At 31.6% G+C, this 16,639-nt stretch carries 14 protein-coding genes; 11 read left to right on the plus strand and 3 right to left on the minus strand.

Translation table 11 applies throughout. The features are described 5' to 3' along the window. Positions 1 to 106: 106 nt before the first annotated feature. The 6 genes from HYN56_RS18275 to HYN56_RS18300 all read left to right on the plus strand — a co-directional run bounded on the left by HYN56_RS18275 (position 107) and on the right by HYN56_RS18300 (position 6,615). Positions 107 to 640: a DUF6155 family protein gene (locus HYN56_RS18275; protein WP_109193487.1), complete on the plus strand. Its 534-nt coding sequence runs from the start codon at positions 107 to 109 to the stop codon at positions 638 to 640. Between the two features lie 109 nt (positions 641 to 749). Next, positions 750 to 2,288 (plus strand): DEAD/DEAH box helicase, encoded by a 1,539-nt coding sequence (locus HYN56_RS18280; RefSeq protein ID WP_109193488.1) that lies wholly within the window; start codon positions 750 to 752, stop codon positions 2,286 to 2,288. A 151-nt stretch (positions 2,289 to 2,439) separates the two neighbouring features. Continuing rightward, a complete protein-coding gene (locus tag HYN56_RS18285; RefSeq protein WP_109193489.1) occupies positions 2,440 to 3,774 on the plus strand; it encodes a DEAD/DEAH box helicase in 1,335 nt (444 codons plus the stop codon). An 80-nt stretch (positions 3,775 to 3,854) separates the two neighbouring features. Beyond that, positions 3,855 to 5,120 (plus strand): NAD(P)/FAD-dependent oxidoreductase, encoded by a 1,266-nt coding sequence (locus HYN56_RS18290; protein ID WP_109193490.1) that lies wholly within the window; start codon positions 3,855 to 3,857, stop codon positions 5,118 to 5,120. A 131-nt stretch (positions 5,121 to 5,251) separates the two neighbouring features. Continuing rightward, positions 5,252 to 5,782 carry a helix-turn-helix domain-containing protein gene (locus tag HYN56_RS18295; protein ID WP_109193491.1) on the plus strand — a complete coding sequence of 177 codons (531 nt, stop codon included), beginning with the start codon at positions 5,252 to 5,254 and terminating at the stop codon, positions 5,780 to 5,782. Next, positions 5,779 to 6,615: an IS3 family transposase gene (locus tag HYN56_RS18300; RefSeq protein ID WP_240622704.1), complete on the plus strand. Its 837-nt coding sequence runs from the start codon at positions 5,779 to 5,781 to the stop codon at positions 6,613 to 6,615. The genes HYN56_RS18295 and HYN56_RS18300 overlap by 4 nt, the downstream gene beginning before the upstream one ends. Before the next feature lie 103 nt (positions 6,616 to 6,718). On the opposite strand, the gene HYN56_RS18305 is transcribed toward HYN56_RS18300, so the two are convergent. Next, the gene (locus HYN56_RS18305) at positions 6,719 to 7,948 is read right to left on the minus strand and encodes a multidrug effflux MFS transporter (RefSeq protein ID WP_109193493.1); all 1,230 of its coding nucleotides are present in this window, start codon (positions 7,946 to 7,948) and stop codon (positions 6,719 to 6,721) included. Positions 7,949 to 8,092: 144 nt separating this feature from the next. Here HYN56_RS18305 and HYN56_RS18310 point away from each other — a divergent pair, with 144 nt between their 5' ends. The 3 genes from HYN56_RS18310 to HYN56_RS18320 all read left to right on the plus strand — a co-directional run bounded on the left by HYN56_RS18310 (position 8,093) and on the right by HYN56_RS18320 (position 9,439). After that, positions 8,093 to 8,509: a hypothetical protein gene (locus HYN56_RS18310; protein WP_109193494.1), complete on the plus strand. Its 417-nt coding sequence runs from the start codon at positions 8,093 to 8,095 to the stop codon at positions 8,507 to 8,509. 89 nt (positions 8,510 to 8,598) lie between these two features. After that, positions 8,599 to 8,979, plus strand: a complete 381-nt coding sequence (locus HYN56_RS18315; protein ID WP_109194865.1) for a hypothetical protein — start codon at positions 8,599 to 8,601, stop codon at positions 8,977 to 8,979. Between the two features lie 139 nt (positions 8,980 to 9,118). Beyond that, complete coding sequence (locus HYN56_RS18320; protein WP_109193495.1) at positions 9,119 to 9,439, plus strand: hypothetical protein; 321 nt, start codon at positions 9,119 to 9,121, stop codon at positions 9,437 to 9,439. Here HYN56_RS18320 and HYN56_RS18325 read toward each other — a convergent pair. Further along, entirely contained in the window at positions 9,431 to 9,718 is a 288-nt protein-coding gene (locus HYN56_RS18325) for a type II toxin-antitoxin system RelE/ParE family toxin (protein WP_109193496.1), read from the minus strand. The two genes, HYN56_RS18320 and HYN56_RS18325, sit on opposite strands and share 9 nt — an antisense overlap. A 982-nt stretch (positions 9,719 to 10,700) precedes the next feature. On the opposite strand from HYN56_RS18325, the gene HYN56_RS18330 reads away from it, so the two are divergent. Together HYN56_RS18330 and HYN56_RS18335 are read left to right on the plus strand one after the other, a co-directional pair. Further along, positions 10,701 to 12,614 (plus strand): DUF294 nucleotidyltransferase-like domain-containing protein, encoded by a 1,914-nt coding sequence (locus HYN56_RS18330; protein WP_109193497.1) that lies wholly within the window; start codon positions 10,701 to 10,703, stop codon positions 12,612 to 12,614. A 4-nt stretch (positions 12,615 to 12,618) separates the two neighbouring features. Continuing rightward, positions 12,619 to 13,215, plus strand: a complete 597-nt coding sequence (locus HYN56_RS18335) for a 3'-5' exonuclease (RefSeq protein WP_109193498.1) — start codon at positions 12,619 to 12,621, stop codon at positions 13,213 to 13,215. A 127-nt stretch (positions 13,216 to 13,342) separates the two neighbouring features. Here the strand turns inward: HYN56_RS18335 and ccsA are convergent, their stop codons facing one another. After that, positions 13,343 to 16,558, minus strand: coding sequence for a cytochrome c biogenesis protein (ccsA, locus tag HYN56_RS18340; RefSeq protein ID WP_109193499.1), 3,216 nt, complete (start codon positions 16,556 to 16,558; stop codon positions 13,343 to 13,345). Positions 16,559 to 16,639: the final 81 nt, after the last annotated feature.

Genomic DNA, 16,639 nt, shown 5'->3' on the forward strand with positions numbered 1-16,639 from the left:
AAGGATTCTGGATTGATTTTGGAATTTAAAAAATCAAAATTAAATCTGTTCAATACGCTACAAATTGGAATTTGGAATTTAAAAAATTGAAAATTATCTTTACTCTATGAGTAAAAGAGATTTAAAAAAATATTTAGGAGAATTAACCAAAGAACAATTGGAAGAACAACTTATTGAACTTTATGAGAAATTTGCTCCCGTAAAAACCTATTATGACTTTGTTTTTAATCCAAAAGAAGACAAATTACTACAGGAAGCAAAGGTTAAAATCTCCCACGAATATTTCCCTATTAAAAAACCGGGAGCAAGATGGCGTCCAAAAGCCAAAATGCGAAGATCTGTTGCTCAGAAATTAATCAAACATTTTATGACGCTTGGTGTAGATTCTTTCGTTTTGGCAGATATTATGCTTTACAATATTGAAATCGCACAAACGTATTCTTCTCAAAACTATATCAAACAAGAATTATTTTACAAAAGCATGTTAAATTCTTTTGAGCAGGCGATCAATTTTATTGTCTCAAATGGAATTTTTAACGATTTTAAATTGCGAATTAATGCCATTTTGGAAGAAATTGTAACTCAAAAATGGAAAAACAAGTACGATTTTGAGGCCATTTTGGAGAAAATCGACTACTAAAAGCCCTTCTCATAAAAAATCTTAGTTTAAAAAAAACATTTATTTTAAGTTAAAAAAAGATGAATAACTGTTTTTTAGATGTATTTTTGCAAAAATCCAAAAATAAACAATGTCTCAAAACACTTTAGAAATAGAAAGACAAGAGAAGAAAGAACTTTATGCATACCAAAAAGGCGATATTGATGCTATTTTTGATCGTTTAGATAATGCTCCTCCGAAACATCATTTACTGTATCAGCTTCCAACAGGAGGAGGAAAAACAGTAATATTTTCTGAAATCGTTCGCCGCTATTTATCCAACAATGATAAAAAAGTGGTTGTTTTAACGCACCGTATCGAATTATGTAAACAAACATCAAAAATGTTGACTGGTTTTGGCGTTACAAACAAAATAATCAATAGTAAAGTAAAAGAACTTCCAGATCAAAATGATTTTTCTTGTTTTGTGGCAATGGTCGAAACGTTAAAAAACCGTATCAACGATGAAAAACTTCATCTGGACAATATTGGTTTGGTTATTATTGATGAGGCGCATTACAATTCGTTTAGAAAATTATTAAACTCATTCAAAAATGCTTTTATTCTTGGGGTAACAGCAACGCCTTTGAGTTCAAATATAAAATTACCAATGCACCAAAGCTACCACGAGCTTATTGTGGGAGATACTATTGGTTCATTGATTGACAAAGGGTTTTTGGCAAAAGCTACAACGTACAGCTACGATGTTGGGTTGACTTCATTAAAAGTGGGTATCAATGGTGATTATACCGTAAAGTCATCAGATGATTTGTATACCAATACTTTAATGCAGGAAAAACTACTTCATGCCTATACAGAACGTTCTTTAGGTAAGAAAACCTTAATTTTTAATAATGGTATTCATACTTCATTATATGTTTATGAGACTTTTAGAGAAGCTGGTTACGATATTCGACACCTTGACAACACAAGTAGTTCCGAAGAAAGAAAAGACATTTTACAATGGTTTAAAAAGACTCCGGACGCCATTTTGACTTCTGTCGGAATTTTGACCACCGGTTTTGATGAACCAACTGTTGAAACGATTATCTTAAACAGAGCAACAAAATCATTGACTTTGTATTTCCAGATGATTGGACGTGGTTCTCGTAAACTTCCTGGAAAAGATGAATTTACAGTTATTGATTTAGGAAACAATGCCGCACGTTTTGGTTTATGGAGCGATCCTGTAAACTGGCAGCATATCTTTAAATCACCGGAATTTTATTTGGAAAACCTTCGTGATGATCATGAAATTGAAATGTTTTTCAAATACAGTATGCCACCGGAATTACGTGCTAAATTCAGTAAAACTGCAGATGTTAGTTTTGATGTTGATGAAGAACACAAATTAATCATCAAACAGAATTTACGTTCTAAAGTTGTTTTGGATAAATCTTTGGATCAACATGCCGGAATGTGCGTAGACAATACAGAAACACTTCAGGAAGCTAAAATGTTAGCAAAAGAACTGGATGACGATATTGAAGACCGTATCAAACGTTATTCTAAATGTTTGAGCCAATGCAGTAAAAACTACCGCGAATGGCTGGTCGACGATTACAAACAAAGATTAACATTATTAATTGGTAAAAAATATCGTGAGAAAATCATGAATGAGCCGGATTAATAATCTCAATTAATACAAATATTTATATGATCTTTGTCAAAGTTTTAAACTTTGACAAAGATTTTTATTTTCAAGTCATTCCAAAAAAATATTCAAATATTGAGTAATCTGTATCAAATCTAAAATCAGAACTCAAAAATCTAAAATAATTATGTCTAAACCATTCTCTACATTAGGAATTTCAGCTCCCGTTTTAAAAGCTTTAAGCGAGTTAAATATAGTTGAACCAACAGAAATTCAGCAGAAAACTATTCCGTTATTCCTGAATGAAAATCATGATATCGTTGGTTTGGCCAAAACGGGGACAGGAAAAACAGCTGCTTTTGGACTTCCATTATTGCAATTGGCCAATCCAGAATCAACTGATGTTCAGGCTGTTATTTTAGTTCCAACAAGAGAATTAGGACAACAGATTGTTCGAAATTTAGAAGGTTTTGCAAAATATATCCCTAATATATCTATTGCCTCCATTTGTGGAGGAACACCAATAAAACCTCAAATTGAAAGATTAAAAGAAGGAGCTCAGATTGTTGTGGCAACTCCGGGACGTTTAATCGATTTGATTCAGCGAAAAGCAATTGATTTAAAAACTACTGAATATTTAGTTTTAGATGAAGCAGACGAAATGATTGCTATTTTAAAAGATGGTTTAGACGAAATTGTTGCCGAACTTCCTAAAAAACGTCGCACGCTGTTATTTTCGGCAACACTTCCAGGCGCCATTAAACAATTGATTCAAAATTATCTGCACAAAAATGTAGTACAGATAAGTGCCAATATGGAAACCGTTGGAAATGAAGGAATAGATCACGAGTATATTGTAGTTGACCCTATTGAGAAACTGGAAGTTTTGATGCATTTCTTAAATTCAAGAGAAGGAGAAAGAGGAATTATTTTCTGTAAAACAAAAGCTGCTGTCAATAAATTGGCTAAAAATTTGGCGATTAACAAATTTTCTTCAGGAGCACTTCATGGAAGCTTAACGCAGGGAATTCGTGACAGAATAATGGAACAGTTTCGTGAAGGTCATATCAATATTTTGGTTGCAACCGATTTAGCTGCCAGAGGAATAGATGTGAAAGAGATTTCATACGTAATCAATTACCACTTACCCGATACATACGAAAACTATGTGCACAGAAGCGGAAGAACTGCAAGGGCAGGGGCAAAAGGACTTTCTCTGACTGTTTTACAGCAGGAAGAAGTTTTTGAAATTGCCGATTTCGAAAGAGAATTAGGAATCAAATTTTCTGAGTTTAAAAAACCAACTGCAGCGAGTCTTGAAGAAAATAATATGCTTTTATGGGCCAAACAAATCTTCAAAACAAAACCCAATCATGATCTTTCGACCGATTTAAAAACGAAAGTGAAAACCGTTTTTCATCATTTAACGAAAGAAGAACTAATCGAAAAATTAATGGCAAGTTATGTCCTACAGAACAAAATCGATATAGTTGATAAAACAGTTAAAAAATTCAAAAAGTAAATAATATGACTTTTGTCATTGTTTATTAAAGTTGTACTTTTATAAGGAATTATTCTATAATCCTATTAATTACAACCTATATGAAAATAGTCATTATTGGAGGCGGATTTGCAGGAATCAATCTGGCAAAAGAGCTTGTAAATCAGCCTCAAATACAAGTAACCCTTGTAGACAAAAATAATTATAACTTTTTCCCACCACTTATATATCAAGTTGCTACGGCATTTTTAGAGCCTTCGAGCATCAGTTATCCTTTTAGAAAATTTTTCGCAGGAAAAAAGAATCTAAGTTTTCGTTTAGGCGAATTATTATCTGTTTCTCCCGCTGAAAAGAAAATAACCTTAAGCAACGGAGAATTAGAATACGATTATCTTGTTTTTGCCACTGGAGCAGAAACGAGTTATTTTGGTATGGAAAACGTAATGAAAAACGCCATTCCGATGAAAACCTTAAATGATGCCATCGTAATGCGTAATACACTGCTTAAAAACCTTGAAAAAGCCGCTATTTGTAAAGATATGCGTAAAAGACGTAAATTACTTACAATTGTTGTAGCAGGAGGGGGACCGACAGGAGTGGAGGTTTCCGGTATGTTTGCCGAAATGCGTAAAAACATCCTTTTAAAAGAATATCCTGAATTAGACACTTCTGCAAGTAATGTTTATTTGGTTGATGGTGGCGATGCTTTATTAGCACCTATGAGCAAAGAATCTCAAAAAGATACTTTAGAAGCGTTGACTAAATTAGGAGTTGTCGTAAAATTAAATACCAAGGTAGTTGATTATGTTGATGATACTGTAATGTTTGAAAACGGAGAAACCATAAAAACCAAAAACTTAATTTGGGCTGCGGGAGTTTCGGCTAAAATTTTCGAAGGAATTCCAAAAGAAAGTTATGGTCGCGGAAGACGTATGGCAACAGATGAATTCAACAAAGTAAATGGTGTAGATCACATTTATGCAATTGGAGATACTGCCATTACAGCAGGAGATAAAAATTTCCCTGACGGACATCCGCAGGTTGCGCAAGTTGCAATCCAGCAAGGATTAAATCTGGCTAAGAACTTTAAAGCAATGGTTACGAATAAACCACTTAAACCATTTGCTTACAATGACAAAGGATCAATGGCAATTATCGGAAAAGCAAAAGCTGTTGTGGATTTGCCAAGTCCAAAATGGCACTTTAAAGGTTTCTTTGCCTGGATTATTTGGTTGTTTATTCACTTAATTTCTTTGATTACTTATAGAAACAGATTAAATACTTTCTGGAATTGGATGGTGGCTTATTTCGCAAAAGATCAATCTCTTAGAATGATCATCAGACCAGATAAGAAAACACAAAACTAGAATTTTTGAAATTCCAATACTAAAATTCCAAATCCCAAAACTTGAAAAAGTTTATTTTAGTTATAATAAATGAAAAGCCGAAATCTAGTGAACTGCCCCCAAAAAGTTAGACACTATTTGGGGGCATTTTTATGGAAAGAAAAATCAAGTACAATTATGAGTTTAAACTTCGGTGTGTAAATGAAGTTATAAATAAACATCGTTCAGTTAATTCAGTTGCGAATGAAAATAATTTTGACGAGTCAAATCTGAGAAAATGGGTTAAGTTTTACCAGAAGTATGGCAAAGAAGGTCTTTTACCCAGGAAGAATCAGATATACAGTGTCAAGTTTAAGCAAAATGTATTGCTGAAAATTACTAATAAGTCTTTATCTTTGAGAGACGCCTGTCTTGAATTTAATATTTCTAGTGAATCTGTTGTTATTCAATGGCAGAAAAGATATAAAGATCAAGGTATCTTAGGCTTAAAAGATCAACCTAAAGGAAGACCTAAATCTATGAACTTCAAAAGAGCTAAAAAGAAATCAAACAAACCCTTGACAAGAGAAGAAGAACTCTTACTTGAGATAGAATCATTGCGATGTGAAAATGCTCTTTTAAAAAAGTTCAATGCCTTAGTTCAAGCCGAAGAAGCCAAGCAAAACAAAAAGCACAAGCCATAATAGAATTAAGGCATGATTATGATCTGGGCATCATGCTAGATCATATGAATATGGCAAGAAGCAGTTATTATTACTACGAGAAAAAATATCAAGCCAAAGATAAATACAAGGATATTAAAGAGCTGATTGAGCAAATTTACCATCAACATAAAGGTCGATTTGGTTATAGACGTATTACTTTAGAAATAAAAAACAAAGGTATTTTGATTAATCATAAAACGGTGCTCAGGCTAATGAAGATTTTAGGTCTAAAAAGTTTAATTAGGATAAAAAAATACAAATCATATAAAGGAGAACATGGAAAAATAGCTCCCAATATATTGAAACGTAATTTTAAAGCGGTAATGCCTAATCAAAAATGGGCTACAGATGTTACAGAATTTAATGTCTCAGGGAAAAAGCTGTACCTCTCTCCGATAATTGATTTATTTAATGGAGAAATTATAAGTTATGACTTGTCTGAAAGACCCACTTTTAATCAAATCTTATCAATGCTTGAAAGATCTTTTAAAAAAATACCCAATCAAACTAATTTAATATTGCACTCAGATCAAGGATGGCAGTATCAAATGAAACAATATCAGTATCTATTAAAACAAAAAGGAATTAAACAAAGTATGTCCAGAAAAGGGAATTGTCTGGATAACGCTATAATTGAAAATTTCTTTGGAATATTAAAATCTGAACTTTTTCATCTTAAAAAATATAGTTCGATTAACCAATTAAAACAAGAAATAATCGACTATATAGAATATTATAATAATGAAAGAATAAAACTTAATTTAAAAGGAATGAGCCCGATACAATATCGAGCTCACTATTATCAAATTTAATTATAAATTCGTCTAAACTTTTGGGTGCAGTCTATAGGATTTCGGCTTTTTTATAACGCATTCCTTTGGAATTCGGAATTTTAGTATTGGAATTTCTATTTTTTTAATGACCAATCATCACATCATCACTATCAGAGATTGTCACTTTATTTTTGATGAATCGTTTTCCGATATTTAGAATAATAAAGGCCGTAATCGTCGTTGTAGTCATTACAGCAACCATTGGTGCAACAGAGTCTTTTACAAAAACTCCAATTGCAAATGACGCCAAGGCACCTAAACCTAACTGAATAGCTCCCATTAATGCTGAAGCACTTCCGGTATTTTTAGCAAAAGGCGCTAATGTTAATCCAGCGGTGTTTGGATTAGAAATTCCTAAACAAGCTAAAAATAAAAACAACATTCCGATAGTTTCATATAATCCTAATAGATCATTTAGCGCTAAAATCAGAAAAATGATACTAATAACCGATTGCGAAATCAAAGCTCCAAAAATCATTTGTTCGCTTGAAAATCTCTTCAATAAAACAGAATTCAACTGACTTGAACCAATAAAGCTTACTGACATTAAAGCAAAAATCCATCCATAAGTTTTAGCATCAACCTTATAAATATCCATAAAAATTAGTGGAGAAGCAGCCACATAAGAAAACAATCCGGAAAAAGCGATTGCTCCGGTAAAAGCATAAGTATAAAATTGCGGTTCTTTTAAAACAGATATAAAGTTCGTAATAATTGGTTTTGGTTTTAATGAAATAGAAACATCAGGTTTATAGGTATCAGGAAGTCCAATTTGTGATGCGGCCAAAATAACAATTCCCATACACATTAGTATAAAGAATACGGCATGCCAACCCAAATCTTCCGTAACATAACCGCCAATTGTTGGTGCCAGCATCGGCGAAAGTCCAACCACAAGCATTAAAAGAGAAAATACTTTTGGTATATCTTTTACAGGAAATAGATCACGAACCATAGCTACAGAAGCCACAGTTGCAGCACAACTTCCAATTGCCTGAACAAAACGAAGCAGGATAAAAGCATCAATATCAGAAACATAAATACATCCTAAAGATGCTAAAATGTAAACCAGCAAGCCAATAAATAAAGGTTTTTTACGTCCAAAACGATCTAAAAGAGGGCCATAAAGTAATTGTCCGGCAGAAATTCCGATGAAATAACTGGACAAACTCATAGAAACTTTTGCTACAGTTGTGTTTAAATCTTTTGCAATTCCCGAGAAACCAGGTAAATACATATCTATTGAAAAGGGACCAAGTGCGGTCAAAGAGCCTAAAATCAGGATCAGTTTAATATATTTTTTTGTTGTCATTTTCTTAAAAAACGGCTTTTAATTTTTTGCAAAGGTAAAGATTTCGTATCTTGTAGTATAACTTGAATGAGTTTATAACAATAAATTAAAGTCTTTACCAGTATTATTTGGTTTAACTATTTATTAATCTTTAAATTAAAATTTATGAGAAAGTACCTTTTACTAGTAACAGTTTTGTGCACAACCATTTCATTTGCCCAAACTATAACATCTAAACAAGAAGATGCAAGCCCGGCGCAATATGAACTTCTTAAAAAAGTAAATCAGTATTATCCTGATATTACTTTGAGTAAATCTGTTACTAATTTTTATGCCGACGGAAACATTATCGATTCACAACAAGAATTTGATTTAAGAGGAACTAAATTTTCCAGTTATAAATTAGGTATTGAACCAGATAACAAAAAAGTTAAATTTGATTATGTTTCAACTGAAGCTGGTCACGTATATGGTGACGTTACGATATTTAACGGAAATGCGCTCAGAACAACTTTTAACGAAAAAACAAACCAGATTGATGTTTCACTAAATGGAAAATCAGTTTATTTGAAAAAATTATAATTTTTTGTTCAGCTTACAAAAGGCATCACAATATTGTGATGCTTTTTTGGTTTATATTTGGTTCTAAATTTTTAATAAAACCGTTTACAATGAAAAAAATTCTTTTTATCGCATTTTTGATCTCTCTAAAATCATTTTCACAGAGTAATAGCTTTTCAGGAACCTGGAGTAACGAGAAATGCAAAGATTGTAAAAAAGAATATATTTTCACAATAAACATTGCACAATCTAATTATGCAATTGTTGGAACTGCAGAAATTACAAGTGAACACAAAGAATTAAACTCGGGAATTTTAGAAGTATCAGGATATGTATATCCACATAATGATAAAGCACAAATTAAACTGAAAGACAAGAACGGAGTTTCTTCAAGTGCTGTATTACTAACAAACGAAAAAGTTTTACAATTTACAAAACGTGGCGGAGCTGATATAGTTCCTAAAGAAGTCATTTTGAATAAATTATACTAATAAAGCTTTCTTGTTTAATTAGTTTTTAAATCATTTGTTCTTTTAATTCCAATCTTCACATAATTTATAAGCAAGACACTGTATTGTAACATATTTTTATTATTTTTGCTAAAATAAATGTAATAAAAAAGTCTCATATATGTTACAGGAAATTATCGCATATAAAAAAGTTGCTACTCAATTGGACGAATTAATAGATAAATCGCCTTACAAAAAAAAGTATATAATAGAGCAACTAGGTTTGTCAAGTCCTACATATTACAGAAAACTTCAAACTCAATCTTTTACAATAGGAGAAATGCTTGTGATTGCAAAAATCCTCGATCCAGTAGAATATAACAAATGGGAATTATTGGAAGAAATCGAACAAGCTAAAGAAGAAATTAGAACCGGAAAAACTATCCCACACAGTGAAATGGTTAAAAGAATAAAAGCAAAAAAGAAAGATAATTTAGAATAAATCTTTGACTTCCTTTTGTCTGTTATCATGAAAAAGCAAAAGCAATATTTTGCCACCAACAACAGTGTAAAATAAGGTTATTTGCTTTACAACTAAAATACTACTAAAATCAAAATCCCTATTATAGAGTCCTAAATGAGGATTTTTTGATATAATATCAATTGTTTTCAATACTTCTTCGTCAAACTTTTCAGCAATTGTCAAAGACCAATTTTCTACTAAATATTCATAATTTTTACTATAAGTCTTTTCAGCTTTCTCCGTCCAAATTACTTCCATAAAACTTTTTTAATGTAAATATAAATCAATTCTAAAAAGAAGAAGGAAAAATTAATACAAAATGTAATTTTTTACTTACTTTAATTTGTCATTCATTTTTTATAATTCTAGGCGAAGAATTTGGTAAGCATGTATAATTTTTTCGTATTTATCGGTAAATTTTTCAAAACATTTTACTTTACGTTATATGAAAAATTTGGTAAAAACGACTTATATTTTAATTTATCTTTTTCAGCGTATTTTTTTTACGCTGTCAGTCTTTTTTGTTTCAATTGTATTGTAGTTTTTACAAATCGAATCTGTATGTTGAGATAACAGTGAGAGAAAATAATAAAGAATATATTACACAATATAGAAAGCCTGATTTTACGAAGCCTTACGGTACAAGCACCACTATCCTTTTTTGACCTATAATTTATATTATGTAAAATAGGAAATTTAAATTTAGATCTTGTCTCATTGCTTTGCTAATTTTAACTAGAGATTACTCTCGTCTTATTAAAACGTTCTAAACAAAAGCTTCGTGAGAATTTAATATTCCGGGATAATTATCAGAAAAAAAAATCTACACGATTCTCAGCGATCCATTTTTATACAACCGAAAGTATAAAAATTACGAGAATCTCATAATTCAAAAAAATTAATCAATTTGTTTTATACTATTTTTAGTATTCATTTCTTAAAGATGATTTCTTAATAGTCTCAGATTTGAAAAAACAATATTTTTATGAATTTATGAGAATCTAATATTTCAAAAAAAATAAATAAATTTGATTTTATGCGATTCTCAGGATTACATGTCGTCAAATCTATTACTAATGATTTAATGTTTTTTAATCTGAAAAAAACCTTTTAACGCCTTATTATCAGTAATTCTTAACATTTCTTTAAAATATACCAGATTCTCATCAAGTTGCTTTCATTGTAAGAGTTTATTTTATTATTTTTACATTGAATACATTAAAAAATTTATCAAAAACGTATGAATACAGTTGCTGAGCATATTGCTGATTTTTTGAAGGAATACAAACCTTTTGATAATTTAACTTTTCAGGAATTATCGGATATTGCTACCAATATTCGTGTCATTAACTTAGAAAAACATGCAGTCTTATTTCAAAATAACGACGCGCTTCATGATAGTTTCTATGTAGTAGCTTCTGGTATAATCAATCTTACAACTATTGCTGATGCTGAAGAAACTATCATAAATAAATGTCACGAAGGAGATATTTTTGGTTTGCGTCCGTTTTTTGCTAAGAATAATTACATGATGACCGCTAAAGCGCGTGAGGAAAGCATTATTTATGCAATCCCAATTGCTGTATTTAGACCATTTGTGGCAAATAATTCGGATGTTTTAAATTTCTTACTAGAGAGTTTTGCGGTTAATTCTCGTCACACAAAAGACAGCGTAAGTTCAAATGGCAAGCTTATTTCTGATGTTGATTATATTGATCAACAGTCAGAAATGCAATATATTCAGTCACTTAATTATAATAATTCCCCATTGACAACTCAGGCTAGTCACATTGTAAAAGATGTTGCTATTTTGATGACCGAATCTATGGTGGATAATATTATAATCTGCGAAAAAAATCACCCGATTGGTATTGTTACCAATGCAGATTTGTCTTCCAAAATTGCAACGGGCCGCTATCCTATTACTGAGACTATTGACAAAATCATGTCGTCTCCGGTTGTAACTGTTTTGGAAAACGTTTCTTTAGCGGAAGCTCAATTATTAATGCTAAAACATAATGTAACTCATCTATGTGTTACTAAGGACGGTACAAGTAAATCGGTTGTAAAAGGAATTATTTCAGAACACGATCTTATTGTTGCTCAAGCTAGTAACCCAGGAGTTTTAATTAAAGAAATCAAGCGCTCTCAGCTTCCGAAAGATTTAAAACAGATTCGTGATCGCTTATCAGATTTGATTCAGAATTCAATCCAAAAAAATATTCCGATTTCACATGTCAGTAATATTGCAAGTGAAATTAATCTGGCTATTATCAAACGTGCCGTAGAGCTTTCAATTTTAGATTTAGGCTCCCCTCCTGCACGATTTGCATGGTTAAGTATTGGTAGTCAGGGACGTAAGGAACAGCTTTTGCTAACAGACCAAGATAGCATTTTGATATTTGAAGATGTAACTCCTGAAAAATACAGAGAAGTAAAAGATTATTTCTTAAGATTAGCCAAAAGAACTACTTCTATCCTAGAAAAAGTAGGTTATGAATATTGCCCAAATGGACACATGGGAAGCAATATGCTTTGGTGTAAATCATTGAGCGACTGGACAAAACAATATAACAGCTGGATGAATACTCCAGGTGAAAACAGTAATGATTTGAGCAGTATTTTCTTTGATTATGAAATTGTTTTTGGAGAACCAAAGATTGAAGAAGCAATTGAAAATGTTATTTTTAAGAATGCTGTAAACAATACATTGTTCTTTGATTTCTTAGGAAATGATGCTTTAAAAAGAAATTCACCTTTAAGCTTCTTCAAAAAATTCATTGTTGAGGAAGAAGGACCGCATAAAGGAAAATTTGATATTAAAACTCGTGCTCTAATGCCTTTGATAGATGGCGCACGTTTATTAATTTTGAATGCAAATATAAAAGGAATACAAAATACCTATTTAAGATTCAAGCAGTTAGCAATAACAGATTCTAAAAATGCTGAAATTTACTTAAGCTGTGCAGAAGCTTTTTTAATACTTTCTAAATTTAGAACTGTTGAAGGTTTAAAAAATGACGACTCTGGTCAATATATTAATTTAAGAGAAATGTCTAAAACAGATAAGGAGAAACTAAAAAATGCTTTAGCCCCAATGAAAGACCTCGAGGAACTAATTAAGAGTAAATTTCAATTGACACAATTCTCATAAAAATATGCTAGACTGGCTTAAAAATATTAATAAAGACTATCCGGAATTCTGGAAAGATTATTTAACAAAATTCGAAACTAAACCTAATAAGTTTGTTGTTTTATCAACAGAAACTTCCGGGTTGAATCCGGATAAAGATGTTATATTATCTCTTGGCGCATTTTCTGTTATTGACGATAGTATAGTTATTAAAGAAAGTTTTGAAACTGTTTTGCTTCAGTACAAATATCTTCAGGATAACGGACTATCTAATGAGTTTATCATTGAAAGTAAAATGATGAAAATGCCCGAACCTGACGCCTTAGAAGCTTTAGTAAATTTTATTGGAAATTCAATTCTAGTTGGACATCATATAAATTTTGATGTCGAAATGCTTAATGCAGCTCTCGAACGTTTAGATTGTGGTCGTTTGAAAAATGAAGCTTTGGATGTTGATGTAATGTATAGAAAACTGACTGACATAAACGATAAACAGTTTTCTTTAGACGATTTGTGTGAAATTTATAAAATTCCAAAAAGCGACAGAAATTCTTCTTCTGAAGATGCGTACAGAATTGGTCTTTTGTTTCTAAAATTAAAATCAAGATTAGGGATTAAATAATATCAAATCTTACACACTACCATTTCAAAATATTTATATTCACTATTAAATCAGAAATAATTAAAACAAAAAAAAGCTCAGTTTAACTGAGCTTTTTTTATACGAATCAATAATTAATTTGGTAATCCTATTTTTTTACTTTTTTAGTCTTATAGTATTTTCTATATTTTGGATAAGTAATTGCACCAATTAAAGAGATTGTTATCAAACAATAATAAATCCAGCTTAAAGAATGTGCTTCTCCACTGGCATACGAGTGTAAACCTACTAAGTGGAAGTTTACTCCGTAATAAGTAAACAAAATTGAAACAAAGGCATACATACTCATTAAGTTAAAGAACCATTTGCCTCTTAATGCCGGAACAAAACGAGCGTGAATTACAAAAGCGTAAATCATAATCGAGATTAAAGCCCAGGTTTCTTTTGGATCCCATCCCCAATAACGTCCCCAGCTTTCGTTTGCCCATTGTCCACCAAGGAAGTTTCCAATCGTTAGCATGATCAAACCAATAGTTAAAGACATTTCGTTAATATAAGTAATCTCTTTAATGTTCAATTCCATTTTAGCTTTGTTTTTCTCTGTTGTGAAGAAAATCAATAGCAACGATACAAAACCTAAAATCATACCTAATGCAGTTGGACCGTAACTACCTACAATAACAGCAACGTGAATCATTAACCAATAAGAATTAAGAACCGGCTGTAAATTTGCAATTTCCGGATCAATCCAGTTTAGGTAGGCTGCCATTAAAATCATAGCCGTAACAAAAGCAGATGAAGCAACTGTTAATTTTGATTTTCTGTCAAAAGCCAATCCGAAAAACATCGTTGACCACGATACATATACAATAGATTCGTAAGCATTACTCCAAGGCGCATGCCCGGAAATATACCAACGTGCTATTAATCCTAATGTATGAAGTACAAATAATAACCCAATTATAATATGGAATGCGTTTATTGCAATACGAAGTCCTCTTTTCTCAAAGAAAATGTTAACAATAATAAAGATGAACATAAAACTTGCTGCTGTAATATACCAATATGATAATTTTTGAAAAACATCATATTTGTTATAAAGAATTTCTGCATCAATTTTTTGCTCGCTCGGCATTACTTTGGCTCCAAATTTCTTTTGAAAACCATGAATGCTTTCTACTAAATTATCTGCTGTATCGAAATTTTTCTCGATAGAACCATTATTCAGAGCACTAAAATATAAAGGTAAAATTTGTTTCACATAAGTAGAATCCATTCCTTTAAATCCGGCTGCTTCACGCTCCATATAGGAAACCCATTTATGATTTGGATCATTTGGAACCGGGAAAATCTTTAGAATGCTTCCGCTTAAAGCAGATTCCATCAAATTTACTTTTTTATCTGTTTCAATGTAATCTTTCTCAAACTGATTTGGATTTGCAGCTTTATAAGCAGCATCTAAATAAGGTGATAATTTATAATTTCCCTGCTCGTCAAAGAATTTTACGAATGGAGCATATTTGTCTTTTGGATCAATACCGATAATCTTGCGGATACTGTCATTTCCGGATTTAATGTAAATTAAAGGAATCTGAATCCAAACCTGAGCATATTGCGTCATCGACAAAAATACCTGATCAGAATTCATGTCGTTATATTTATCACTGTGGCTTACTTTACGAAGTAATTCAGATGAAAACGTATTGATTGGTTTCATTCTTCCTCCGGCATCCTGAATAATCAAACGTCCGAATTTTGCAGCATGTGCTTCCGGAGCTTTATAGATATTCAATAAAGAATCCAACTGCTTTTTACTTGGCGGCGCAGTAACGTGATTAGCGTGATCATTTGGATCTGCAGTATGTGTATGATTATGATCGTGTGAATGAACGTGCGGTGATTGTTGCGCAAAACTGCTCAAACTCAACATTAAAACTAAAATCGTAATTAGTTTTTCTTTTTTCTTTTTAACTGCTTCCAGTTTACGTTTCAAGTCGCCAAAACGAGAATGTTTTGTAAACATAATTGCCATTAGACCTATATATAGCATAAAATATCCAAAATATGTAATGTTGGTTCCCCAGAAATCATGATTTACAGATAAAACAGTTCCTTTTTCATCCGGATCAAATGATGACTGGAAGAAACGATATCCTTTATAGTCCAAAACGTGATTCATAAAAATATCGGCATCAAAAGTTTCCGTAGAATCCTGAACAGTTACTTTGCTTTTAAATGCAGAATAACTTTTTTCAGTTCCAGGATATTTATCGGCTATAAAATCATTTAATCTAACTTTGAATGGTAAAACATAGGCTTTACTTCCAAAAAATACAGAATATTCAATATTGCCAATTTTTACTGTTTTAGGCTCTCCAACTTGTCCTTTAGAACCAAAAACCATTATTTCTTTTTCTTGTCCCTCAGCTTTAACTTTAAGAACCAAAGCATCTGTATGTGATTTTGCTTTGTAGTCATTATTAGATTCATATTCTACTTTTCCTTTCATTGCAGGATCCGGGAATACAATTCTGATATCACCAATACTATATAATGAACGCATCATTAAAGGCTGAACATCGTCTTTAGTTACTTTACCTTTTAATTGATCGGCCATTCTCATGAACTCTCCTTCAAAAGGTGTCTGAATAGTATATTTTTCTCCTTTTGTATTAATATTAATCGCTCCGTCAGTTTGTTTATTTAAAGCAAAAAGTACATTGTGAATATTCTGAACTTCACCTTCTTTTAGGTAATGTTCTTCACGTCCGCCAGAACCGGCTTCAACTAATTTCAGGTACAAAGTTCCGTTTGGATCTTCTTTAACGACTTCCTTTGCTCCCATTATATATCTATCGTAAGAAACTTCAAAAGGAGTTTCGTCAAATTTTCCGGAAACAGTAAAATCATTATTGGTTGCAGGAGATAATAAGAGACTTTTTTCAAAAACTCTTCGTTTCATTTCTCCTTTATATTCACCATCAACAAAAATGGTTAAAAAAGTTTTATCTGAATAAACCTGATTTTCAGCCGCACCTTCGCGAATTGGCATCATTCCTTCATAACTAATGTATCTTGTGATAAAAGCTCCTATAATGATAAAAATAAAGGCTAAGTGAAGTAATAAAGTTGCCCATTTTTCTTTTTTAAGTAATTGGTAACGTTTGATATTTCCGAAGAAGTTAATCACGAAAACCACCATTATCGCTTCAAACCACCAAGTATTGTAAATTAAAATTCTGGCTGTATCGGTATTGTATTTACTTTCGATAAAAGTTCCAATACCCATTGCAAGTGCGAATGCTAAAAAAAGAACGGCCATTAAACGTGTAGAAAACAAAAAAGAGAATATTTTTTTATCCATTTCTTAGGGATTACATTGTATATAAAGTGGCACAAAAGTACTTAAAAATGTTTATTTGAGGCATGTGATATTTGTTAATAA

The sequence above is a fragment of the Flavobacterium crocinum genome (assembly GCF_003122385.1).
GTDB classification, from domain to species: domain Bacteria; phylum Bacteroidota; class Bacteroidia; order Flavobacteriales; family Flavobacteriaceae; genus Flavobacterium; species Flavobacterium crocinum.